Below are 25,505 nucleotides of genomic sequence, written 5' to 3' on the forward strand. Positions count from 1 at the left end.
AGAAAAGAGGGACTATCATATGAACGATGTTATACAAACGATTCTGAGGCACCGCTCCATCCGCCGGTTCAAAAATGAACCGTTGACTAAGGAAGAAACAGATCAAATTATCAGAGCGGCCCAGGCGGCGTCCACATCAAGCTTTTTACAGGCTTATTCCATCATCGGTGTCACCGATAAAGCAAAAAAAGAAGAACTTGCTGAGCTGGCGGGAAGTCAGGACTATGTCGCGGAAAATGGTTTTTTTACCGTATTCTGCGCCGATTTTTCCAGGCATCACACGGCCGCATCGCTGCATGGACAGGACATCAGGGAAGCTGTAGAAAGCACGGAAGGATTCATGGTGTCGGTTATCGATGCAGCTCTTGCCGCTCAGAATGCGGCCATAGCTGCCGAATCAATGGGACTTGGCATCTGTTACATAGGCGGTCTGCGAAACAATTTGGAATCTGTCAGTTCAGTGCTCGAAACGCCGTCCCACGTGCTTCCTTTGTTCGGAATGGCAATAGGCCGTCCGGCACAGCAGCATGAACAGAAACCAAGGCTGCCGCAGGAAACGGTGTATCATGAGAACACCTATAACTTGAACAGTGATGAACTGAAACAGCAGCTTCAAAATTATGATGAAACGATTCTTCAATATTACCGTTCCCGTTCATCAGGTAATAAAGAAATCACCTGGTCGAGCCAGGCGGCATCCACCCTGGCACATTCCAAACGGCTGTATCTGAATGCCTTCACCCAGGAAAAAGGATTCTTAAAAGGACGCCCTTAAAAACCGGCATGCCCACCGAAAAAAAGCACCTGCAGATATAGGCAGGTGTTTCTTTTTTGTGTAATCATATGGAAGGTTGAAAAAATGTGGTGGAATGTAAAGAAAAATGTAAAGATGTTGTTATAATGGAGATATCGCTTGTTACTGCTCGAGGAAGGAACGATAGCAATGTGGAAAAAAGGGGTAAAAACCGCTGTTATTTTAATATTGTGTTTTGCTGTGATTACAGTTTGGTCTGTGGAAAAATGGTCGCAGACCGTGCAGGGGGATCTGCCTTCCAAAACCGCCGTTATATTACATGCCATCAATCATAACCTGGTTTCGCTGGATACAAATATCACCGTGCCCGATTTTCTCACCCCGGACCGCTCCAAAGAGGACGGAGTAACAATGGAACGTCATGATACAACAATAACAACCGGAGGAAAAAATACCGAAATTCCCGTACGGGTATACAGCTATTCGGATACGGAAAATGCTCCTGTCATTGTTTATTATCACGGCGGCGCTTTTCTGAAAGGATACGGCAGTCTGGATACACACGAAAATGTTATCCGTTCTCTTGCAGCCAGGACCGGAGCTGTCGTTATCAGTCCGGCGTACCGTGTAGCTCCGGAATACGAGTACCCGGCAGCTGTTAAAGACAGCTATAACACGCTGCAGTGGGCCCGTCGTCATGCGGAACAATATGGTGGGAATCCTGATAAGATTGCTGTAGCCGGAGACAGTGCAGGAGGAAACCTCGCAGCTGTAACCGCTATGAAAGCAAGAGATGAAAACGGACCGGACCTGTTTGCACAGCTGCTTTTTTATCCGCTGACTACATTCCGGGATGTGAACTTCGATTCGAGAACAACGTATGACAGCGGCTATTTTCTTCTTTCCCGGCAGGTGATGCAAAAAGCAAGAGAGGCTTATACCCCAAAACAACGAATGTGGGATAATCCATATACGTCCCCGCTGCATGCCCAAAACGTCAGTAATCTTCCTCCCGCCTATATCGTTACATCAGAATTTGATCCGCTTCGCGATGAGGGGGAAAAATACGGCAGAAAACTTCATGAAGCAGGGATTCCTGTTCAAACAACCAGATACCAGGGAGCCATGCATGGATTTGTGTCGTTTTTTCAGATTATGAAAAGAGGAGACCATGCCCTGGCTCAATCGGCCGCGTTTCTCGAAAGAGCTTCTTCGGGTACCATTGAAGACCCCGACACGTATACAGTCTCCAAGTATGATGGACCATCCGGCCTGACATGGTTACAAAACGAAGCAGAAGCTCTTGCGATAGGAGCATTTCTCGTTGGAAAAAGTGTATATGACCGTGTGATGAACAAGTAACAGCCAAGAAGATGCCTGCAGCGGTATCTTCTTTTTTGGTTCGTTCCGGTAGATCAGATAAAAAACAGGCAGAAACAGAAAGCATTTGAAAGCATGAATGTCTTTCAGATAGGAAGAGACCCGAATATATTAAAAATGTTTAGAAAAACTTTTAAATACTCTGTTTTCTTTTTGATTCTGATATGATACACTCATTCTCGGAAATCGACAGAACGGTTTTGTGACCGCTGTGGCGGGTGTAGAGAATTTCAGAGTGGAGGGAGGCTTTCATATGTTGAAGGCAGTAAAAGAAAAGGTTGCCAAGCAGGATTCCTGCCGGGTGGAAAGAGCAGCCGGACGCATCGAAAACCCCGTGGAAAAAGAGAAACAGACAGCACGCTTTAGAAACAAAGAAGAAGAGAAATGGAACCATTTTCTTCATCAGGAGATAGAGACGTACCTTTATACTATTCATCCATCGTTTCTGCTTCATCCTGACGCGATGCGCGCACTTCATAATAGATTGCTTGCCCGGTCGAAAGGCAGACGTTTGGTCTCACTGCATGTCACGAGTGAAGTAAATCTGGCGCTGGATTTTTATCAATCTGATTTAACTTTCTTTCTCGAGTATCTTGAAAAGAAAGGCTTTCAGCTTTCAGGAAATGAAGAACGTTTGATGAAGGCAATGCAGAATAAATTGAGCGAAAACAATTATTATATCTATTTTGAACGCTTCGGAGACTTCGCGGCAGACGCCGTTACACTGGAAAAGGCTCTACTGGACTACCTGGAGACCGCCGGTTCTCAAAATAAGTACGGAAGCGGGAGAATGGATTTCCTCGTGAAATATTTAATCAATAAAGAACTTCTCAATCCTGAGGTGAATCACAAAAAAATGAGGAAACTGGTAAAATCACTGGAACGCAGGTACGCCGGCAGCAGAAAAACGGGACGACCGGACCGGGAAATGAGTCAAATCAGCTGATGAAAAAGGGCAGACCTTCTAAAAATAAGGATAGGTCTGCTTTTTTCATGGCAGAAATATCTTTTCGTCTAATCCGGGTTGTGGGAAAATAGGATAAAAGACAAAATACGCTCGAGGAGGGAGAACCATGAAGAAGCCGATGCCGGAGTTTTTTTCTGAAAAAATTCAGGAGGCCAAGGAACAGTTTGAGCGTACGATTGACTGTAAACACACGGAGTTTGATGATCTGTACCCGTATATGAATGAACAGCCGCAGTTTTTTTGGTACAAACGCTACGTGGCCTGGCAGGATCTTCTTACCATCGTCCGTCTCGCTCAGGAACTCGATATAGACTGGCAGACAGAGTTTCAGAACAGCCAGGTATCCTTTATAAAAAATAAAGTACTCGACGCCAAAGTACTTGATGAATGGTATGGTAAAAAACGGACAGAAGCTTAGAAAACCCGGGTGCCTGAGCGGCATCCGGGTTTTGTTTAAAAAATAAGATGGGCACAGCCGATGATAACCGGCAGCGTAATAATGGTTCGTTCCAAAAAGATGAGAACAAGATCGATAAAGCTGATCGGCAGTTTGGATGCGAGCAGAAGCCCGCCGACTTCCGACATGTAAATTAACTGCGTGACAGAAAGCGCGGCAATAACAAATCGTGTCAATTCGCTTTCAATGCCCGCACCGAGAATAGAGGGAAGCAGCATATCGGCGAATCCGACAAGCATTGTTTCGGAAGCTTTCACCGCTTCAGGAACCTGCAGGAGGTCAAGAAGCGGGACAAACGGTGAACCGATAACAGCAAAGAAAGGTGTATTCTCCGCAATGACAACGGCTGTCGTACCAAGAGCCATCACGACTGGAAGTACGCCGATCCACATATCGAGGACGTTTTTGACGCCTCCGGTTAATATCGACGAGACTTTATTGCCTGCTGCTGTGCGGGACGCTTCGCGGAAGCCGTACTGAAAGACATTCATCGAGTCCGGGCGCGGCTGCTCCCGGGACACCGAGCCTCCATCAGCATAGACATCTTTTTTGCGGGATAAAGGCGGTATTCTCGGCATAATAAGGGCTGCCACGAATCCTGCTGCAACGATCGTTATATAATAGGGAAGAATATAGGCCGTCAGGTTCATATCAGACAGAATGACGATGCTGAATGTAATCGACACGACGGAAAAGGTCGTTCCAATGACCGCGGCTTCCCGTTTCGAGTAATGCCCCTGTTCGTACTGCTTATTCGTTAACAGAACGCCGATTGTGCCGTCGCCAAGCCATGATGCCGCGCAGTCAATGGACGACCTGCCAGGAAGGGTGAACAGCGGACGCATAATCGGCGATAACACTGCTCCACAGAATTCCAGAAGGCCGAATTGCAGCAGAAACGGCAGAAAGATCCCGGCGAACAGAAATACCGTAACCAGAAGAGGTATCAGGTCTTCAAGCAGTAACCCTCCGGTTGCGCTGGATATCAGCCACTCCGGCCCTAAATCAAACAGCACAATGATGGAAAGAATAAAACCTAAGAGACGGATTACAAGCCAGGAAAGATCCACCGCAAAAAGGGAGTTCATGAAACCGCCCTGGGGAGGACGTACCGCTGCAATCAGCGAACCAACTGCCGCGATCCCCATAAAAAGAGAAGCAGCAGCAGGGAGGACCGGCCCTGCCCAGCCCCCGAGCAGATCGGCCAGAAACGCGACCGGAATAGTAATCTCCCCATCGATACGCATCGGAATCATAAAAAGGAAAATGCCGATGGCTGAAAAGAAAAGAAAGCGCAGGGGAGACGCTTCTGTTTGTGAGTGTGTGTCATTGTTCATGTTCATGTCCTACCTCTCATTTCTATATCAAGTTAGTGTATAAATACATAATTCGATGTATAAATTTACAAACGTAATTATATAGGAGGCAGGCACGGTATACAATAGGTAATATAAATTTCAAACAATTAAAAGTAAAAGAAACGCTTAAAGTACGCCGGGAAGATCTTTAAGAGACTGAATATCAGCATCGAAAGAAACAGGGTGCCCCGCTTTTTTTCCAGTCCGGTTCAACCAGATACTCCGTATACCGGCTTTATTGGCGCCGTCGATATCAGTCAAAAGGTTGTCGCCGATCATAGCAGCATCCTCCGGTTTGGTATCAAGCAGTCTTAAAGCATGATGAAATATAGAGGGATCCGGTTTTCCGAATCCAAAGGCTCCGGAGATGACAATGTAGTCAAAGTAATGGACAAGCGGCGGGGTCATTTCAAGCTTCGTGTTCTGCAGCGAAGGTGCTCCGTTTGTAAGCAGCAGCAGATGATAGTCTTGTTTGAGTTCTGCAAGAACATCAAATGTTTCAGGATAAACATAAGCAAGATGCATGCGGTGATACGGAAACCGGGCAGCCAGCCGGTTTCCAAGTTCAGTGTCCTGGATACCATGGCGGTGCAGGGATTTTGTCCATGTGCGCTGTTGAAAGTCGGGCATTTCTTTATTCATAAGGCGGAATCCTTTATCTATTTTATCCGGAAATGTTCCCCAGAGTCCTTCAAATGGATTAATGCCTATTTTTTGAGTGAAGCTGTAGGATTCATATCCAGCATACAGTTCCTTTGCGGTTTCACGGACCGTTTCTTCAAAAGTTTCTGAATCTATACCTGTTACTTCGGCAGCTTCCATACAGACAGCTCTTAATGCTTCTTTTACACTTTTTTTATCCCAAAGCAGTGTATCGTCCAAGTCAAATAATAAAGTATTTACCATAATCGATTCCCCTTTCTTATTCTTTTTGTTATTATAACCTCCGAAGCCGGTTCAAGCACCAAAGAATTTTATCAGAGGTCTTTTCATCTATCGGAAATGATGTACAATATGATTAGACACTCGGCTCCTGCCGGCTGCGTTACAGTTTGAGGACAGTAGTAAGCGTTTCAACTGGATAGCAGCGATATCGATTTAACGAATGTGTATCCGGTTTCGCAATTTTTTTTTGCAGTACATTTCACCTGGTTTCTTCTTATTTATTAACGCGGGCCATGAGAGCGCATATTTAACTGCACAGCTTTTGAGAAGGCTTTACCCGCATGTTAGAATAAAATATAGCGTTATAGAAAAAGGAAAATAGGTTTGTAACAAATGAGAGGGGGGAGTGGAAAACATCCGCCTTAAATATTGCAATGATACCGGAATGTCTACATATTTTACAAAAGCCAACTATCACGTACCATTTGGAGGTAGAGCCAGATGAGCAAAAACGAAGCCGGGCAGGCACCATGGGAAGAATTTTTCGGGCCGAACCTGGGCTACTTAATGGACCTTTACGAACAATACAAAGAAGACCCCGAATCCATTGATGAAGAAACCAGGGAATGGTTTGACACGTACGGCGCTCCAAAAGACCAGAACCTTGATACCAGCGGGGCGGCAATGCCGGCTGAATCCACAGCTTCTGAAAGGGATATCATCAATAAAACAGCTGCAGCTGTGAGACTCGCCGGCAATATCAGAATACACGGGCACCTTTCAGCCGATGTGAATCCTCTGCAGGAACCCGGAGGCGAAACATCATTTCTGAAAAGTGAAGAATACGGCTTATCAGAAGAAGATCTCAAGCGTATGCCCGCTGATTTGTTCTGTCCGGATGCTCCGAATCATATCGAAAACGGTCTGGAAGCCGTGAATCATCTGAAGAGAATGTACACCAGATCGATTGCATTTGAATTTGAACACGTACACGACGTGGAAGAACACCAGTGGTTGAACAAACAGGTGGAATCCGGCGAAATTTACCGTTCGCTTTCAGACGATAAACGAAAAAAAGCATTGCAGAGTCTCACTGATGTAGAGAGCTTTGAGCAGTTCGTTCATAAAACATTTACCGGTCAGAAACGTTTCTCCATAGAAGGCGTGGACACACTCGTACCAATGCTGGATGACTTTGCCCAGGACGCGATCAAAGACGGAGCAAGAGACGTCATGATCGGCATGGCCCACCGCGGCCGGCTGAGTGTTTTGGCGCACGTACTTGGAAAACCTTATGATCTTATTTTCTCTGAATTCCAGCATGCACCGAATAAAGACCTGGTTCCATCCGAAGGTTCCATCGGGATCAACTACGGATGGACCGGAGACGTTAAGTACCACCTGGGCGCCCATAAAAAGGTGGAACAGGAAGCGTTTGAATCCCGAATTACATTGGCCAACAACCCGAGCCACCTGGAGTTTGTCAACCCGGTGGTAGAAGGTTATGCGCGGGCTTCCCAGGATGACAGCTCCCGTCCGGGCTTCCCGCAGCAGGATACATCCAGGGCAGCCGCCGTACTGATTCACGGAGACGCTGCATTTCCAGGTGAAGGCATTGTAACAGAGACACTGAATATGAGCCGCCTGAAAGGCTATCAGACGGGAGGAACCCTCCACATTATCGCCAACAACCAGCTTGGGTTTACGACGGACACTCATGATTCAAGATCAACGACGTATGCAAGCGACCCCGCGAAAGGTTTTGAGATTCCTATCGTGCATGTCAATGCCGACGACCCGGACGCATGTATGGCGGCTGTGAAGCTGGCTTATGAGTACAGAGACCGTTTCAGCAAAGATTTTCTTATCGACTTAATCGGATACCGGAGATTCGGACACAACGAGATGGACGAGCCGGCATCGACACAGCCGCACATGTATGATGTCATTAAACAACACCCTACTGTCCGGAAAGTCTATGCGGATGAACTTGAAAAAGAAAACATCCTGAACAGCGGTGAACCCGACAAAATGAAGCAGGATGCGCAGCAGTTTCTGTCTTCCCAGTATGAAAAAGTGGCAGACGCCATGCAGGAAGAACCCCAGGAAGAAGACATCCCCGAAGAAGTGGAACGCAGACTTCCTATTGTTGATACGTCTTATGATGCAGAGGAACTGAAACGGGTTAACAAGGAGCTTATAACTTGGCCGGAAGGTTTCAGTGTCTTCCCGAAACTGAAAAAAATACTGGAACGCCGTCACGGACAGCTCGAAGAAGGCGGTAAAATCGACTGGGCACATGCAGAAACACTTGCCTATGCGACAATTATTTCCGACGGCACTCCGGTACGCCTTACCGGACAGGATACCCAGCGCGGAACCTTTGCCCAGCGTCATCTTGTTCTGCATGACTACAAAAACGGAGATATTTATTCGCCGCTTCATACACTGTCTACAGCTGACGCTTCCTTTGCGATTTATAACAGCCCGCTTTCCGAAGCATCTATTGTCGGGTTTGAATACGGGTATAATGTTCATGAACCGACGACCCTTGTGCTGTGGGAAGCCCAGTTTGGCGATTTTGCCAATGCCGCACAGGTCATTTTTGATCAGTTTGTTTCCGCCGGCCGGGCGAAATGGGGACAAAAATCCGGCATCGTATTCCTGCTTCCGCATGCCTATGAAGGGCAGGGTCCGGAACATTCCAGTGCGCGGCTGGAACGTTTCCTCACACTGGCAGCGGAGAACAACTGGAATGTTGCCAACCTGACAAGCTCCGCCCAGTACTTTCATCTGCTGCGCAGGCAGGCGGCAACACTTGGAACCGAAGAAATGAGACCGCTCGTTCTTATGACACCAAAGAGTCTTTTACGAAATCAAAACGTTGCATCTGCACCGGAAGAACTAACGAACGATCATTTTCATCCGGTGATGGAAGAGCCATTAACCGGGAAAGAAAAAGACAAGGTAACCCGGATGATTTTTGCTTCCGGCAAAATAGCTGTTGACCTGCATGAAGCAATAGATGAAGACGATGTGCCGGACTGGCTCCATATTATACGGGTCGAAGAGCTCTACCCATTCCCGGGTGAAGAAATCAAACAGATTATGGACCAGTACCCGAATGTTAATGAACTTCAATGGATTCAGGAAGAGCCTGAAAACATGGGAGCGTGGAGTTATATTCAACCGCTTCTGCGCGGTATTGCACCGGAACATGCAGAAACCGGCTATATCGGAAGAAGAAGACGCTCCAGTCCGTCTGAAGGCGATCCAAAAGCACACAAAAAAGAACAGACCCGTATCATTAACAAAGCTTTGACAGGAAAAGAATAAGGAGGACTCATTCATGGCGGAAATTAAAGTACCAGAGCTTGCGGAATCTATTACCGAAGGAACGATTGCAGAGTGGTTGAAACAGCCGGGTGACGCGGTTGAAAAAGGAGAAAACATCGCGGAACTGGAAACAGACAAAATCAATGTGGAAATCACATCCGAGCATGCCGGAGTCATTCAGGATTTGTCCAAGGAAGCCGGCGACACCGTTGAAGTCGGCGATGTTATCGGTCATATTGATGAAAGCGGGCAGGCTTCGGGCTCCACAGGCGGCGCTGCTCCCGCGCAGGAAAGTGAACCGGAAAAAACACCTGAAAAACCAGCAGAACCGGCTCAAACTTCTCCGTCAGAAGACGAAAGCAGTGACGAACCGGATGACAACTCCAGCGAACGCCCGGTAGCTTCCCCGGCAGCACGTAAAATGGCCAGAGAAAAAGGTCTGGATTTAAACGCTGTACCGACTAAAGATCCAATGGGCCGGGTACGAAAAGAAGATGTAGAGAACTATGAAAGCAATAAAGCCGCAGCTTCTGCCGCCAAAGAGCAGACATCCGCCAAGGAAAGTGCTCCTGCACCGAAAGATGAATTTGACGGAAAGCCGGTGGAACGCCAAAGAATGTCAAGACGCCGTCAGACGATTGCGAGCCGCCTGGTTGATGTTCAGCAGAACACAGCCATGCTTTCCACCTTTAACGAAATTGATATGAGTGCTGTAATGGATATTCGTAAACGCTGGAAAGAGACCTTCCAGGAGCAGCACGATGTTCGTCTGGGCTTCATGTCTTTCTTCACCAAAGCCGTCATTGCAGCTCTTAAACAATTCCCGCTTCTTAATGCGGAAATTGACGGTAACGAAATTATTCAGAAGCAGTTTTATGACATTGGTATGGCTGTATCCACTGAAAACGGTTTGATTGTTCCTGTTGTGAAAGATGCAGACCGCAAATCATTTGCCGAGCTCGAACAGGAAGTTGTCGATCTTTCCCTGAAAGCCCGCGACAACAAATTATCACTGAGTGAACTGCAGGGAGGATCCTTTACGATCACAAACGGCGGCGTATTTGGATCGCTTCTCTCGACACCGATTCTGAATGCTCCGCAGGTTGGTATTCTCGGCATGCACAAAATCCAGTGGCGTCCGGTGGCAATCGACCAGGAGAACATGGAAAACCGGCCGATGATGTACATCGCGCTGTCCTATGACCACCGGATTGTAGACGGAAAAGAAGCCGTCAGCTTTCTTGTTAAAATCAAGGAACTCCTGGAAAATCCGGAATCCCTCATGCTTGAGGGTTAATAAAGAATGAAAAGAGTCTGGGACAAAACCTTTATAAGATAGAAGAATGCCGAACGATTTCTTAAAATCGTTCGGCATTCTTCATTTCTGAGATACACCGCTGCTCCAAAATGTTTTGCTTTTACTCCGGAGTACAAAGGCGTTATCAGTTCGCTGGGGCTCACCGTGTCTTCTTTGCCCCGGCATGGCTCGAAAAAGAGGAAGATCGGCTAAGAGCCCTGCGCCGGGTGTCGAAGCCACCACAGCTCGCGGCCGTGGTCCCACCGTATCAGCTGCTTATTGAAACCGACGAACCCCGGCCGTTCCAGGGCCCGTTTGCCGGAATCGAAACCACCCATGAGCTGCTCCGCGATGTGATCACGACACCAGCCGGTATAACGGAGGAAAGGGAAGCAGTTCCGGCCGTACGGATGCAGAACAATGCAGGGCGGATGTACGGTGGTTCGTAGAAAATGGAGGCGTTTGTTTGTTTCGTTCAGGTTGGATGGAAAGCGGGGGGACGGATGTTCATTGGGAATGGGTCCCAAGGCACTTTAGGGAGTTGAGCGCCCCCTTAAACGTCGTTAAGCATGGCTCATGAGACACTTTAGAGTGCCCGGTGCGCCCATAAACGTCATTATGAATGATTCATAAAGCACTTTAGAGGGTTTCGTACCCCTGTAAACGTCATCATGAGCGAATCCAGGTTGCGTTCAGCCGGGAAACGAACAGGTCGACGCAGCAAAGAGCCCGCGTCGCTGCATGAAAAGTAGGATGAATAGTCCATAAGGCACTTTAGAGGGTTCAGCGCCCTCTTAAACGTCGTTAAGCATGTCGCCTGAGGCACTTTGAAGTGACAGGTGCACCCTTAAACGCCATTATTCTGTGGAGGTACGTCACGTGCGGGCGCCGACGTGCCCCGCATCCTGTGGGGTACCCGTGATTCATGATTTTCTCAGCAGGAGCCGAAGCATTTTGACTCCACTGCTATGCGGCTCTTGAACAACGCCGCAAGACATTCGTGTTTTCCTGCGCCTTCTTTATTCTTGTCCCAGATTTTTTTAGTAACAGGCCGTGTACTGCAGGACGGCTGGTCGGAAAATACGGCAGGCGGATTCATGTGATCATGATTATTTTTACTCCTGTTTCAACCTCAAATAATTGTGACATAACCTGATGAATATCCACATTATTCGATTAAAACGTAATATATATAAATAAATCAAAATTCCTCATTGTATATATTGATAAATACGTGTACCTCTGTGTTATAATCATAGTACACAAATAACATGTGATGATATGGAGTGGGGGAGGTCCTGAATATGAACCGCATTCATCTGGACAAAAAATCGGCAGCATGGATTAGTAAAAATGGCGGCGCCGTATGTTTGTATCCGTTTTATCCCTTCAGCCACCATAAAGAGCGCGGACCCCTGGATGTTATGATGTCATTTGAAAATCCTTCTTCTGAAACAGATTATGAAACCATTACCTGCCACAGCGGGGTTGTACTCTATATTCACCGTGATCTGGAAATTAAACGACAGCTGCGTATCAGAATCAACGGGTTCGGACCTTTTCAGCACCTGAGCTGCACAGGCATTAAGCATTTCAAAAAGAAGTCCGGGGCTTAAGCGTCTGAAAAAAGCCGCCTGCCGGCATAAGTCAAAGGGGTGCTGCCGAAGCAGCCCATGTAAAAAGCTGTTCCTTTATGGCCGGGAACAGCTTTTTTGTGCAAACAGGTGATGTCATCTTTTCGAAAGGACCTCCTATGCATTCGTCAAGACTTTATCTTTCCTCCATATTTGTATAAAATAAAAAAAGCGAACATATGATTTCCGTTTAATGTACAATACCTCAAAAAGTCGGAGGGACGTAACATGACTGTACGTTTTTTTACAGGAAGATCCGGTACCGGAAAGACGACCGCTGTTCAGGAAGAAATCATTAATTCCCTTCAAAACACAGCTTCATCAGACAAATCTATTATTTATCTCGTCCCGGACCAGATGACGTTTCAGGCCGAACAGAATCTCGTTTCGGCACTAGGGACCGGCTTCACAAACCTGAAAGTGCTGAGCTTTTCCCGTATGGCCTGGAATGTGCTGCAGGAAACCGGAGGCATAACACGCACGTACCTGCAGCAGCACGGCATTTATGTACTGATTCGTAAAATCATTGAAGAGAAAAAAGAAAGTTTTCGTCTATATGAGTCGGCAGCGGGAAAAACCGGCTTTATCGAGCAGATGGAACAGTTTATTACCGAATGCAAGCGCCAGTTGGTCTCAATCCCCGGGCTTCATGAAAAGCTGGAAGAGCTCGATGAAAAAGAGGAAAAGACCGGACGGGAAAATGTACTTTCCGATAAAATCCATGATATTCTCACCGTTTGGGAACAAACCGAGCATGTACTGGAAGGGCAGTATGCCGGTGCGGAAGATTACCTGGAGCTGCTGGCTGAAAAGGTGAAAGACGCTGCATTTGTGCAGGAGGCGGACCTGTACATTGATGGATTTCATTCCTTTACCCCGCAGGAATACAACGTCCTGCAAGCTCTTTTTCAATGCGCTTCAAACATGACGTTTGCATTGACGATGGACCGGCCTGATCCTGAAGAGACTCCGTCGATGCTTGATTTGTTTTATCAGCCGGCGCGCACGTACCAGAAACTTTCGGCGCTTGGCAGTGAGATGACAGCAGATGAGGAGCAGGCCATCCATTTTTCAGCGAATCAAAAACATCAGAGCAGCGGCCTGGTCCATTTGGAACAGTCTTTTGAAAAAAGACCCGCGCAGCCGGGGGCAGTCGATAACGACATTTATCTTGCAACAGCTGTGAACCGCCGGACTGAAATCGAAGCCTCGGCGCGTGAAATCAACGAACTCGTTAGAAACGGATACCGCTACAAAGATATCGCCGTGGTGAGCCGCAATGCGGCAGACTACAGCGAAATGCTTCAGTCTGTTTTCCGGGATTACAATATCCCCTTATTCATGGATGAAAAACGCCCGATGCTCAACCATCCCGTTGTGGAATGCCTTCGTTCCACCCTTGAGACCCTGTCGCTTCGGTGGAGATATGAACCATTGTTCAGAGCATGGAAGACGGATATGTTTTTTAACCTGGATGAGGACTGGAAACGGGCCAAAGAAGAGCTCGACTTTCTGGAGAACTATGTCCTGGCCTACGGGGTTCAGGAAAAACACTGGAAACAGAGCGGAGACTGGTCCTATACGAAAGCACAAACCTCGGCAGAGGACAGCGCCAAAGTTGTGCAGGACACTTCCGTCGAAGAACAGTTGAACCAGACCCGGAGACGACTGGCATCGCCCCTTTTAAACCTTGAAAAGCAGATGAAAAGAGCGGGGACAGTGAAAGAATACTGCGCTGTACTGTATACCTTTATGGAAGAGCTTTCGATTGCACAAAAGATCGAGAAAATACGGGATGAAGATCTGGCGAAACAGGACTTGTCGAAAGCAGGCGAGCATGATCAAGTCTGGAACGCGGTCATGGATTTACTCGATCAGATGGTGGAAATGGCGGGAGAAGAAAACGTTACGTTTGATACGTTCTATCAAATGATGGAGACCGGTTTTCATTCCATGTCTTTTGCCATCGTTCCTCCTGCTGTCGATCAGGTGACTGCCGCTGACATGGAACGCTCCCGTGTAGGAGACGTGCGTGTCTGTTTCATTCTTGGAGTGAATGAAGGTATCCTCCCGGCAACGTTTGAAGAGGAAGGATTATTGACGGATGAAGAACGGCAGTGGTTTGCCGGAGAAGGAATAGAACTTGCTGATGACGCGGGCACCAGGCTTCTGAATGAATCGTTCCTCATTTACAGAGCCCTTACTCTCCCCCGCGAGAAACTTTATATCAGCCGTCCGCTGGCTGATGAAGAAGGACAGTCCCTGCAGACCTCAAGGCTGATCACACAAATCCGGAGTCTGTTTCCGGAGCTTGAAGATAAGCTTCTTTATAATGAACCACAGGAATATCCCGAGGACGAGCAGGAAGCGTTCGCCGGTGCTAACCGGAAAACCCGTTCGTTTTTGACGTATCAGCTGCAGCGCTGGAAACAGGGCTATCCGGTTGCTCCACTCTGGTGGGACGTGTACAACTGGTTTACCACAAGTGCTGATCCGTCTTCCGTACTGATGATCGTTGACAGCCTGTTTTTCACGAACAAAGCAGACCCCGTTCCCTCTCATCTAACCAGGCAGCTGTACGGGGAGACGCTGAAAACAAGCGTGTCGCGGTTCGAACAGTTTGAATCCTGTGCTTTTGCCCAATTTGCATCCTATGGTCTCCGTCTGCGGGAACGGGAGTTGTACAAACTGGAAGCGCCCGATATCGGACAGTTGTTTCACGGGGCGTTAAAAGACATGAGTGAACAAGTGCAGGAAGCCGGAAGAGAATGGGGCAATTTGTCGCAGGAGGAATGCCGCTCCTTTGCCAAACAGTCGGTCGGACGTGTTGTACCAACGATACAAAAAGAAATTTTACTGAGCAGCAGCCGGTACCGCTATCTGCAGCAGAAGCTTGAAAATACCGTCGTACGGGCGGCTGATATTCTGCGGCAGCAGGCGGGAGTATCGGGATTTACGCCGATGGGACTCGAACTTGGATTCGGTCCGGGGGAAACACTGCCTCCGCTCGCCTTTCATTTATCCGACGGAACGAAAATGGAAGTAGCAGGGCGTATTGACCGGGTGGACGGCGCCGAAGGAGAAAACGGCTTCTACGTCCGGATCATCGACTACAAATCCGGAGCGAAGGACATTCGTCTGTCCGAAGTCTATTACGGGCTTGCTCTGCAGATGCTCGTGTACCTTGATGTCGTTCTTTCCTTTTCGGAAGATTGGATCGGCCGCAGCGGGATCAAACCGGCCGGCGTCCTTTATTTTCATATTCATAACCCATTTCTGCAGGCAGCAAACAGCATGGATCCCAATGAACTGGAGCAGGAATTTTTTAAACGGTTTAAAATGAAAGGACTTCTTATGGCTGAAGAAGAACCGGTCCGGCTCATGGACACGTCTCTATCGACAGGTTATTCGAATGTGGTCCCTGCAGCCATCAAGAAAGACGGTTCATTTTATTCCAATTCCTCTGTTCTGCAGGATGAAAAGTTTGAAGCGATGCGTTCGTTTATCCGGTCCAAGCTTCAGCAGGATGGTGAAAAGATTATGGGAGGAGCGGTGGATATTCAACCGTTTAAAAACGGACAGACGACAGCTTGCGCGTATTGTTCCTTTAAGCCGGTCTGTCAGTTTGACACGTCGTTTGCATCCAACAGTTACCGCCAGCTTCGCAGCAACCAGGAGGAGATTGTGTCACACCTTTTCTCCCCGGACAAGGAGGATGATGGAGAACATGAATAGACCTGAAAAACCGCTTCATTCCGGATGGACAGACGCGCAGTGGGAAGCTGTCTCTGCCTCAGGTGCGGATATGCTCGTTTCGGCGGCGGCAGGAAGCGGAAAGACCGCAGTGCTCGTTGAGAGAATTGTTCATAAAATGACGCACCCCGATCCACCCGCTGATGTGGACCGTCTGCTTGTCGTGACGTTCACCAAAGCAGCAGCGGCAGAAATGAAAGGGCGGATCTCGACAGCTCTCAGCCGGGAACTCAACAAGCATCCGGGATCGCTTCATCTTCAGCGTCAGTTGTCCCTTGTCAACCGTGCGCAGATTTCCACCCTGCATTCTTTCTGTATGAGCGTGATCCGCAAATACTATTACAAAATAGACATCGACCCGCAGTTCCGCATTTTGGATGAAACCGAAGGCGAGTTAATGCGCGATGAAATCATGGATGACCTGCTGGAGGAGAAATTTCAGGATCCGGACAACGAAGCGTTTCTCAAAGCGGTGGAACGTTTCAGCAGCGACCGCAGCGACGAAGGCGTGCGCCGCATCATCCGCCGGCTGTTTCAGTTTTCAAGAGCTCATCCGGATCCTGATGAGTGGCTCGCACAAAACGCTGATTACTATAATATACCGGCCGGCACCCCTCTTGAAACAACAGATTGGGGGCGGGAGATACTCGAAGATGCATCCGTCCGTCTCCGCTCCTCGGCAGAAAAGCTGGAGCAGGCGGAATCTCTCTGCCGGCAGCCAGGAGGCCCTGAAGCCTACCTTGCCAACCTGGAAGAGGATAGACAGATGCTCGAGCGCCTGCTTGATACGCCGGACTGGACAGACTTATATGAAGAACTTCAGACAGCATCTTTTGCAAAACTGAAAACCATCAAGAAAAACGAGGATGTTGATGAAGACATTCAGACCCGCGTGAAAACCCTGCGCGATGTTGTGAAAAAGGAAATCCGCGATCTGCAGAGTGAAGCATTTGCGCGTCCGCCGGAAGAACTTCGCGAAGACATCCTCGATATGGCCGATTCCATCCACGTACTAACGGAGATGGTTCAGGATTTTACGAAAAAGTATCAGGAAGCAAAAGCGGTGAAAAACGTCGTCGATTTCGCCGATCTGGAACATTTGTGCCTGAGCATCCTTCAGATGGAAGGGTCAGAAGCCGCTGAAGAGTACCGGAACTGGTTTGATGAAATTATGGTCGACGAGTATCAGGACACGAACCATACTCAGGAGGCTATTCTGCGGCTCATCTCAAAAGGAGGCAACTTGTTTTACGTCGGGGATGTGAAACAGAGTGTGTACCGCTTCCGTCTGGCTGATCCGGGGCTGTTTCTCGAAAAATACCGCTCCTACAGCCGCAGTGAGGATGGTCCGGGCCGACTCGTCCATCTGGATCAAAACTTCCGCAGCCGCAAAGAGGTGATCCAGGCTGTTAATTTCGTTTTCCGGCAGCTTATGGACGCGTCTACCGGTGAAATCGATTATGACGATGCAGCAGAATTAAAAACTGGAAACACCGATTATCCGGATAACGATGCGCGGCCGGAGCTTGTTTTGATTAATAAAGGAAATCCCATTTCCGGCGGTGCAGAAGAAGAAGTGGAAGGGATGGAAGATCTCGAGACAGCCCAGCTGGAAGCAAGATGGACCGCAAAGCGGATCAGGAGGATGCTGGAAGAGGGGTACCAGGTACTTGATAAAGACACAAAACAGATGCGGACGATCACCTTTCGCGACATCGTGATTCTGATGCGTTCCATGAGCTGGGCATCCACCTTTATGGAAGAATGCAGAAACGAAGGTCTGCCGGTTCATGCGGACATCAGCGGAGGCTATTTCGAAGCTGTGGAAATCAATGTGATGCTGTCGCTGCTGCAGGTGATTGATAACCCAAGACAGGACATTCCCCTCGCCTCTGTTCTTCGCTCCCCGATTATCGGAATGAACGAAGAAGAGCTTGCGTCCGTTAGAACAATGGACAAGCAGGGAACCTTTTATGACGCTTTGACAAAAGCGAAAGCCGCACCGGCGGACTCGACGTGGAAAGACAAAGCAGCATCTTTTCTCGAAAAACTCGAGGACTGGCGGGAGCGGGCCCGAAGTGAAGCATTGTCGGAGTTTATCTGGGACTTGCTGCAGGAAACCGGCTATTACGATTTTGCCGGCGGACTTCCCGGCGGAAGACAGCGCCAGGCCAATCTGAATGCCCTCTATGACCGGGCCAGAACGTATGAAAAAACATCGTTCCGGGGTCTTTTCCGGTTCCTTCGGTTTATCGAACGTATCCAGGAACGGGGTGATGATCTCGGGACCGCACGCGCTTTAAGTGATCAGGAAGACGTCATCCGGCTGATGACGATCCATAAAAGCAAAGGACTCGAATTTCCAGTCGTTATACTGGCGGGGATGAACAAAATGTTTAATTTTCAGGATTTGAACCAGCCTGTTCTTTTTCACAAAGAACTTGGTACCGGCACCCGCCACATTGATCCGGAAAACAGGGTGATGACAGCATCCGTCCCACACCAGGCTGTGAAAATCAGAAATCATAAAGAGAGTATAGCCGAAGAAATGAGAATCCTGTATGTCGCGATGACACGGGCACGCGAAAAGTTAATCATGACCGGCACCCTGCGCAGGGCGGAAAAAGCAATCGATGACTGGGCAGCCGGGTACAACCACGATAAGGTCCTGCTTCCGGAGTGGAAACGACGGAAGGCAAAATCTTTCATGGACTGGGTAGGAGCGGCTGTTTTCCGGCACCGCGCTGCGTCGGATTATCATCCGGAGGCACCTGTCGAGGCGTACCAAGAGCTTTATTATGATCCTGTTCCGTGGAACATTGAACTGGTGGAGCGCGCGGAACTTCCGTCTCATGAAGAGGATGAACAGGAAACGGATAAAACGGTGGAAAAATCGTTAGCGAACATGGAACCCGTGCCCTTTTCATCAGACCTCCATCACCGGGTGGAAGAGCGTTTGTCATGGAAGTATCCCTATCAGAAAGCCCTTCAGACACGCTCCAAGCAGACAGTCAGCGAGTTCAAAAAATCGGTGCAGGATGAATACAGTGAACCGGTTTATCAACCGGCGTTTCATTCGCAGTATGCACAAAGACCCGCGTTCATGCAGGAGACAGATCTCCGGCCGGAAGAGAAAGGGACAGCGCTTCATACCTTAATGCAGCACCTTCCGCTCGACAAGGAACTTACCTCTGCCTTCTGCCGCATGTTTGCATCTGAGCTGGTAAAAAACGAGCTGTTAACCGAAGAACAGGCTGCTGTCATCGATGAAGAAGAAGTGGCCGGATTTTTCCGGACAGACATCGGACAGCGGATGCAGCAGGCGCCCCGTGTCTTCCGCGAAACAGCATTCACCTACGGCAAACACGGCACGCCGGAGCTGGATCTGGTTCTGCTGCAGGGAGCGGTGGACTGCATTTTTCAGGAAGCAGACGGCGCCCTCGTTCTTCTGGATTATAAAACAGATGCGCATATGGAACGGTTCCCCGGGCAGCCGCAGAAAGCACGAGCAAGAATGAAACAAAAATACCAATCCCAGATTGACTTGTATATCGAAGCCGTGTCCGCGATCTGGGAGACTACGATTCAGGAAGCTTATATTTATGCGTTTGACGGAGGAGAATGGATTGATATGAAAGAACAGGAGCCTTCCCTATGAGAATACTGCATACTGCCGACTGGCACATCGGGCGGACACTGGAAGGAAGAAGCCGCATGGCCGAACACACCACCTTTCTTGAGGAACTCGAGTTGATTATCCAGGAGGAAAAAGCGGACGTCCTTCTTATCGCTGGAGACGTGTTTGACTCCGTGAACCCGCCGGCAGACGCCGAAAGCCTGTTTTATGAGACGATGGCACGCATCAGCAGCCGCTTTGACATTCCAGTTGCCGTCATTGCCGGCAACCACGATCACCCGGAGAGGCTGGAAGCGCCGCGGCGGCTTGCCAAAGCGCAGAACATCCACATCCTGGGGTATCCGGGACGTGAGCCGCTTCACATTCCGGTAAACCATGACATCCTCCAGCTTGCAGCACTTCCGTATCCATCGGAGGCGAGAATGAAAACCCTGTTCTCCAGAGACCCACAGGAAACGAAAATCAGGCAGGCTTATCAGAAAAAAGTACGGGAGTTGTTTGACGCAATGACGTCCTCCTTTCAGCCCGGACACGTCCGTATCGGCATGAGTCACGTATTTGCTGCAGGGGGAACAGAAAGTGACTCCGAGCGGCCGATTGAAGTCGGCGGCGCCTACACGCTTTCTTCCGACGCCTTTCCGGCCGGTGTACAGTACACCGCGCTCGGTCATTTGCACCGGCCCCAGCATATTCATCATCCTGATTACCCGGTCCGCTATGCCGGATCGCCGCTTGCTTTCAGTTTTTCCGAAGCGGGGCATCAAAAGTCGGTGACGATGGTGGATGTAAAAGCAGATGATTCGTATGCCGACGTGCGGGAGATTCCACTCCAGAGCGGCAGCCCGCTCGTTCAGTGGAAAGCGGAATACGGAATGGATCAGGTGAAATCATGGATCAGCGAAAAGAAAGACCAGGACGCGTGGGTGGAGCTGCATCTTCATCTCGAGGACTCTCCATCCATGGAAGATATCCAGCTGATCCGCAGGAACCATCCCGGCATTGTTCATATTTATCCCGTGTTTCCAAAGAACCGGGGGAAGGCAGCAGCGGAACATAAAAAAAGTCTGCCGATCGACGCCCTGTTTCAGAAGTTTTATGAAAAACAGACCGGGGGAGCATCCCCCGATGAAGAACTGGTTCAATTATTTATGGAACTGATTGAAAAAGGAGACGAAGACTAATGCGCCCGCTGGAATTATCACTCAAAGGCCTTCACAGTTTCAGGGAAAAACAGACGGTTGATTTCACCGATCTCACCGAAGAAGGTATTTTCGGGATATTCGGACCGACCGGAAGCGGCAAGTCTTCGATACTGGATGCTATGACACTCGCGTTATACGGTAACGTCGAACGGGCACCGAATAATACAAACGGTATCATCAATCAGGCCGAAGATGAGCTGTATGTCTCGTTTACATTCCAGCTCGGAAACGGAGCTGATCATTCAGTGCTGAAAGTAGAACGTACCTACAAACGCTCCGGCGGCCATCACGTTAAAACCGCATCGGCGCGCCTGCATGACTTGACCGGTGACCCGTCTGTACTCGCCGATAAAGCCAGTGATGTTAATAAAGAAGTAGAAAAACGGCTCGGCCTTTCGATTGACGATTTTACCCGCGCCGTCGTACTGCCACAGGGGAAATTTTCCGATTTTCTAACCCTTCGAGGCAATGATCGGCGGGTGATGCTGCAGCGCATTTTCCAGCTTGAGAAATACGGGGATCAGCTTATAAAGAAAGTGAAAGCAGGCTTGCAGGATGCCGAACACGGCCGGGAAAAAATAGAATCAGAACAGCAGGGGCTCGGTGTCGATGCAGCCGCTCTAAAGCGCGCGGAACAGGAAACAGCTTACTGGGATGAACAGCTGCAGTCGGTGCTGACAACGAGAGAAGTGCTCGAGGAACAGTGGAACTACGGCAGGCAGCTTCGGGAATGGGAGCAGGAATGGAAGAAAAGCACTCAAAATATTGAGGAGCTTCTGGTCAAAAAACCCTCGATCGATCAGCAGCGCAGGCAGCTTGCACTTTCTGAAAAAGCGGAAATGCTTGTGCCGTATGCAGACAGTGTGATGGACGCGGCGGCGGAAAAGCAAACGTGGACCGCCGAAGAAGAGAAAACCCGCATTCGGCGCGATCAGGCCCGCGCGCAGTATGAAAACGCATCCGGGGAGATGGAAACATTCAAGGAGGAAAAAAAGCAGGCCGATGAGCGGCTGCGTCGGCGCGAAAATGAAGTAGACAAAGCCGAAGAACTCAAGCAGCAGATGACGGAAGCTGAAAAAGAGCAGGAGAGTCTGCTGAAACAAAAGACGGACATCGATAAACGGCTGGACACTCATCAAGCGGAGCAAGAACAGATCGAAAAAGATCTAAAACGGTATGAAGAGGCGGTATGCCGTTTTCAATCGGAGCTTGATGAGCTCGATAAAACGATGGAAGATGCCTATCTCCTGATGGAAGCAAAAGACCGAAAGCAGCATATCATGCAGCTCGAGCATCAATACGAGACGGCCCGTTTGGAAAAAGAAGAAGAAAACAAACGGGAACTTTCTCTGAGCGGGACGCTGAAAGAGAAAAACAACCAGGCGGTTCACGCCGGAAATCAGCTGCAGGAACGAACCCGGCAGCTGCTGTACTGGTACAATAAATGCTCAGACGAACGGCAGTGGCTGGAGCGTACTATACATCGTCTTGGAAAATGGTCCGAGTCCTGCCGAATCGAAGCAGATCATATTCAAAAGCAGGCAGCAGCAGCCGGTCTTGCCTCGCAGCTTACAGCCGGTGAAGCCTGCCCGGTGTGTGGATCTGTCCATCACCCCGATCCGGAACAGGAGGGAAATCCAGATAAGGACCTACAACCTTTGCTGGAGCAGAAGAATAATTTCGATGACTGGATCCAGTGTCTGAAAACAATGGAAATGGAGTGCCGAAACCGGCAGCGCGTGCTCGAGCAGCTTTCCGAACAAACAACCGGCATGGTTCTCACGCCGGTTCATCATAGAGACACGGTGCAACGTCCGGATGCCGACTGGTTTCTGCCGGACATCGAACATAATGAGGACTGGGAACAGCATCTCCAAAAGAAAATTACCGAGTGGGAACGGGAAGAAGACACGATAGATTATATACAGCGGGATATGGACAACAAGAAAAAACAAATCCAGCAGCTCGCCGTTGAACAACGAGAACTTTACCACCAGTGGAACTCATCGCGAAGTTCCCTTAAGAAAAAGCTGGAGCAGGCTCATGCTTTAAAGAAGCAGATAGAAGAAAAGAAAAAAGAATGGCAGAAGACGTATCCGCGGTTTGATTTTGAAACCGTTGAGGAAAAACAGCGCAGGCGGATGCAGCAGGATGAACAGAAACAAATGCTTCAAAAGAGGGTGGAAGATGGTACCAGCCACGTCCAGAGCCAGCAGCAGAAACTCACAGAGAAAAGAAATGACATCCATGCTGTGACAGTGGAGCAAAAAGAAACAGACACCAAGCTCGAACAGGTTTCATCGACTATCCGCCAGCATAAACAACAGCTTTTCGAATGGCTTCAGGATGAAACCGTCCAAAACGCCCGCGACGAATTGGAACGTGAAAAAAAAGCCTGGCTGGACCAGGAGGAGCAGCTTTCCGGCAGACTGGAAGAGGCAGGTACCGAAAAAGAAAAAGCAGAAAATGCTCATTCCATCGCGTTGCATGCTCTTCAGGAAGCACAAAAAAGAGAAAAAAGCAGCACAGAGAAATGGAACGAACAGTCCACACGGTACGAAGAACTGCCGGATGAACCATCCCGCGTCAAAGAGTACGTCCTGTCCGGAGATCAAAAAAGAGACATGGAGATCAGCATTAAAAATCATGACCAATCGCTTGATTACTGGAGAAAAGCGAAAGAAGAGCTGGAACCGAAAATTGCCGGACAGACGATCTCCGACGAGGCATGGCAGCGCCTCGACCATGCTAGAACCAGTGCCATGGAGCTGGTTGATGATACAAGAGAAAGGCGTGCTGCCGCTCATGAAACACGCAAAACAATGGAACAGAAAAAAGAACGTTATGAAGCGCTTGAGAAAGAACGCAGAGATTGGGAACAACAAGCGGAAAAATACCGCAGACTGGATCAGGTGTTCCGTGGGAAAGGGTTTATTGATTTTCTTGCCGAAGAACAGCTGGAGCAGGTTACCCGCACCGCCTCGGAGTGGCTCCGCCAGCTGACAAGAGGGCGCTACACTGTGGAACTCGATGATCAGGGGGGATTCATTATCCGGGATGAGACTAATGCCGGCCTGACACGGCCCGTTTCCTCGTTGTCCGGGGGTGAAACGTTTTTGACGAGTCTGGCGCTTGCTCTTGCTTTATCATCTTCCATTCAGCTGAAAGGGCGGTACCCGCTCGAATTTTTCTTTCTGGATGAAGGGTTCGGCACACTTGACCAAGAGCTGCTTGACACCGTGATGACGGCTCTGGAAAAACTCCAGATGAATAACCTGGCAGTCGGCATCATCAGCCACGTGCCGGATATTCAGGAACGTCTTCTGCATAAACTGATCGTTAAAGAAGCAGAGCCCGGCGGGAAAGGGAGCAGCATTGAAAAAATCTAGGTTTCCGCACAGAATATTAATGAACGATAATATAATTATGTAAACTAAATTCGGAACACTTTCATAACGTCCGGCTGAATACTGAAAAAGCCGGACGTTATACGTGTATCTTTTTTTGTACAGAATATAACAAAAGTCATCTGAAAAGGACGCATGCTCATGAATACGGATAAACTCGAAAAAAGACTGGCTATTGTCTGCCTCATCGCTGCTGTGCTGCTTTTCATTTCCCTGATACGGAACGTTATTGGATTTTTGTGAAGCATTACTGAAAATACAGGGAATAATGAAGACGGCAGCCGGGGTTGAAAGGTGCACTGCAGGAAGGGCACTGATAGCCGCTTTTTAAATAGTCATGTATCGAAAGACGGGCGGCACATGTTCCACACAGCACAGCTTCCTTATGGAACTCCTCCTGCGGCCATGTCTTTGGTGGTGCGTGGCACAGCTCTTTGTGGCATTCATAACAGCAGTAATACGACTTACAGCAGTAACACTTAATTGCAATCACATCGTGATGCTCGTGATAATGGGCGCACCTTGTTTCATGATCCATATCAACTCCGTAAACGACGTTATCTTTTATCATGATCTTCATAAACATCCTCCTGGTGCAGAATAATAAAAGGTTTAACGATGTAAAATCAGGGTAATATAAATAGGCATAATAGACAATCCCGTCTGTTCTTTTCATCAGATTGTTGAATAAAAAAGTAATTGACACACTGGATTCCGTGAATTAATATGTGATTGTAGACACTTTTACCTCTTTGATGTGTGACAAAAGTTAGAATTTTTGTTCAATTAATCGACAATGTTTCTCACTTGTGCTATAGTACAGATGCGGTCTATTGTTCAGAATTTTCAAGATGCCTGTCCGGAATCCAGATATATCCGTTGTAACGCAATATTTAAGGAGGGATACGATGCCTGTTAAAGAGAATCAGGAAACGCTCGTACGTACAAAAGCAAGGGAGCTCTGCAGTGCTATGGAGCTTAGAGGATGGGCAAGTACAAAATTTGTACCGACTCCTCCTTATGGTTATACTTTGATAAGCACAACGGGATGCCGCGCATGGTTTGGTAAACGGTGGGGTATGATCTGCGATGATATGGAAGACCACTTGAAAGTTGTTCTGGATGTTCCGCGGGGTAAAGTAACCGAAGCGGAGTTAAGCCAGAGAACCGCTCTGCCGATCACCGGGGAAAACGAAGGCATCAGTTCGGTCGAGATCATTGATAACAGAGACCGGGATACCATTGTTCTTTATCTTTATGTTTCTGAACTAAAGCATCTTGAGTTCAAAAACAGTGAAATAATGGAACTTGTCAGTGATGTGCGCCGCTGGGCATGCCTTTAATAATCTAAACCATGCGTCACCCTTTATGGGTGCGCTTATTTTTTATGAAGTAAAGACGGTTGTCCAGAGCTTGGAACACTTTTTCTTTTTTATCA

16 protein-coding genes are annotated in these 25,505 nt (G+C 48.6%); 13 read left to right on the top strand and 3 right to left on the bottom strand.

The window, feature by feature from the left end:
* The first annotated feature begins 19 nt into the window (after nt 1–19).
* From nfsA to BM124_RS06165, 4 genes are all read left to right on the top strand, one after another.
* Entirely contained in the window at nt 20–775 is a 756-nt protein-coding gene (nfsA, locus tag BM124_RS06150; RefSeq protein ID WP_093336063.1) for an oxygen-insensitive NADPH nitroreductase, read from the top strand.
* Between the two features lie 138 nt (nt 776–913).
* Nucleotides 914–2,116 carry an alpha/beta hydrolase gene (locus BM124_RS06155; RefSeq protein ID WP_244504251.1) on the top strand — a complete coding sequence of 401 codons (1,203 nt, stop codon included), beginning with the start codon at nt 914–916 and terminating at the stop codon, nt 2,114–2,116.
* A 271-nt stretch (nt 2,117–2,387) separates the two neighbouring features.
* Nucleotides 2,388–3,080, top strand: coding sequence for a hypothetical protein (locus BM124_RS06160; RefSeq protein ID WP_093336065.1), 693 nt, complete (start codon nt 2,388–2,390; stop codon nt 3,078–3,080).
* A 127-nt stretch (nt 3,081–3,207) separates the two neighbouring features.
* Nucleotides 3,208–3,519 (top strand): hypothetical protein, encoded by a 312-nt coding sequence (locus tag BM124_RS06165; protein ID WP_093336067.1) that lies wholly within the window; start codon nt 3,208–3,210, stop codon nt 3,517–3,519.
* A gap of 35 nt (nt 3,520–3,554) precedes the next feature.
* Here BM124_RS06165 and BM124_RS06170 read toward each other — a convergent pair whose 3' ends face one another.
* Nucleotides 3,555–4,895: a YjiH family protein gene (locus BM124_RS06170; RefSeq protein WP_425288576.1), complete on the bottom strand. Its 1,341-nt coding sequence runs from the start codon at nt 4,893–4,895 to the stop codon at nt 3,555–3,557.
* Nucleotides 4,896–5,042: 147 nt separating this feature from the next.
* On the bottom strand, nt 5,043–5,822 hold the full coding sequence (locus tag BM124_RS06175; protein WP_093336070.1) for an HAD family hydrolase: 780 nt from the start codon (nt 5,820–5,822) through the stop codon (nt 5,043–5,045).
* Between the two features lie 480 nt (nt 5,823–6,302).
* Between BM124_RS06175 and BM124_RS06180 the strand changes: the two genes are divergently transcribed.
* The 8 genes from BM124_RS06180 to BM124_RS06215 all read left to right on the top strand — a co-directional run bounded on the left by BM124_RS06180 (nt 6,303) and on the right by BM124_RS06215 (nt 24,049).
* Complete coding sequence (locus BM124_RS06180; protein WP_093336072.1) at nt 6,303–9,137, top strand: 2-oxoglutarate dehydrogenase E1 component; 2,835 nt, start codon at nt 6,303–6,305, stop codon at nt 9,135–9,137.
* Nucleotides 9,138–9,150: 13 nt separating this feature from the next.
* Complete coding sequence (gene odhB, locus BM124_RS06185) at nt 9,151–10,434, top strand: 2-oxoglutarate dehydrogenase complex dihydrolipoyllysine-residue succinyltransferase (protein WP_093336073.1); 1,284 nt, start codon at nt 9,151–9,153, stop codon at nt 10,432–10,434.
* A 227-nt stretch (nt 10,435–10,661) separates the two neighbouring features.
* The gene (locus tag BM124_RS06190; RefSeq protein WP_093336075.1) at nt 10,662–10,883 is read left to right on the top strand and encodes a hypothetical protein; all 222 of its coding nucleotides are present in this window, start codon (nt 10,662–10,664) and stop codon (nt 10,881–10,883) included.
* A gap of 855 nt (nt 10,884–11,738) precedes the next feature.
* Nucleotides 11,739–12,050 (top strand): hypothetical protein, encoded by a 312-nt coding sequence (locus BM124_RS06195; RefSeq protein WP_093336077.1) that lies wholly within the window; start codon nt 11,739–11,741, stop codon nt 12,048–12,050.
* Nucleotides 12,051–12,296: 246 nt separating this feature from the next.
* A complete protein-coding gene (gene addB / locus BM124_RS06200; protein WP_093336078.1) occupies nt 12,297–15,803 on the top strand; it encodes a helicase-exonuclease AddAB subunit AddB in 3,507 nt (1,168 codons plus the stop codon).
* Nucleotides 15,796–19,479: a helicase-exonuclease AddAB subunit AddA gene (gene addA, locus BM124_RS06205; RefSeq protein WP_093336080.1), complete on the top strand. Its 3,684-nt coding sequence runs from the start codon at nt 15,796–15,798 to the stop codon at nt 19,477–19,479. The genes addB and addA overlap by 8 nt, the downstream gene beginning before the upstream one ends.
* Nucleotides 19,476–20,639, top strand: coding sequence for an exonuclease subunit SbcD (gene sbcD, locus BM124_RS06210; protein ID WP_093336081.1), 1,164 nt, complete (start codon nt 19,476–19,478; stop codon nt 20,637–20,639). Before addA ends, sbcD begins: the two co-directional genes overlap by 4 nt.
* On the top strand, nt 20,639–24,049 hold the full coding sequence (locus BM124_RS06215; protein WP_093336083.1) for an AAA family ATPase: 3,411 nt from the start codon (nt 20,639–20,641) through the stop codon (nt 24,047–24,049). Before sbcD ends, BM124_RS06215 begins: the two co-directional genes overlap by 1 nt.
* Nucleotides 24,050–24,314: 265 nt before the next feature.
* On the opposite strand, the gene BM124_RS06220 is transcribed toward BM124_RS06215, so the two are convergent.
* Nucleotides 24,315–24,647, bottom strand: coding sequence for a CHY zinc finger protein (locus BM124_RS06220; RefSeq protein ID WP_342028599.1), 333 nt, complete (start codon nt 24,645–24,647; stop codon nt 24,315–24,317).
* A gap of 328 nt (nt 24,648–24,975) precedes the next feature.
* Between BM124_RS06220 and BM124_RS06225 the strand changes: the two genes are divergently transcribed.
* The gene (locus BM124_RS06225; protein ID WP_093336084.1) at nt 24,976–25,410 is read left to right on the top strand and encodes a hypothetical protein; all 435 of its coding nucleotides are present in this window, start codon (nt 24,976–24,978) and stop codon (nt 25,408–25,410) included.
* Nucleotides 25,411–25,505: the final 95 nt, after the last annotated feature.

Origin of the sequence: Salibacterium halotolerans (assembly GCF_900115625.1) — a bacterium.
GTDB classification, from domain to species: Bacteria; Bacillota; Bacilli; order Bacillales; family Marinococcaceae; genus Salibacterium; species Salibacterium halotolerans.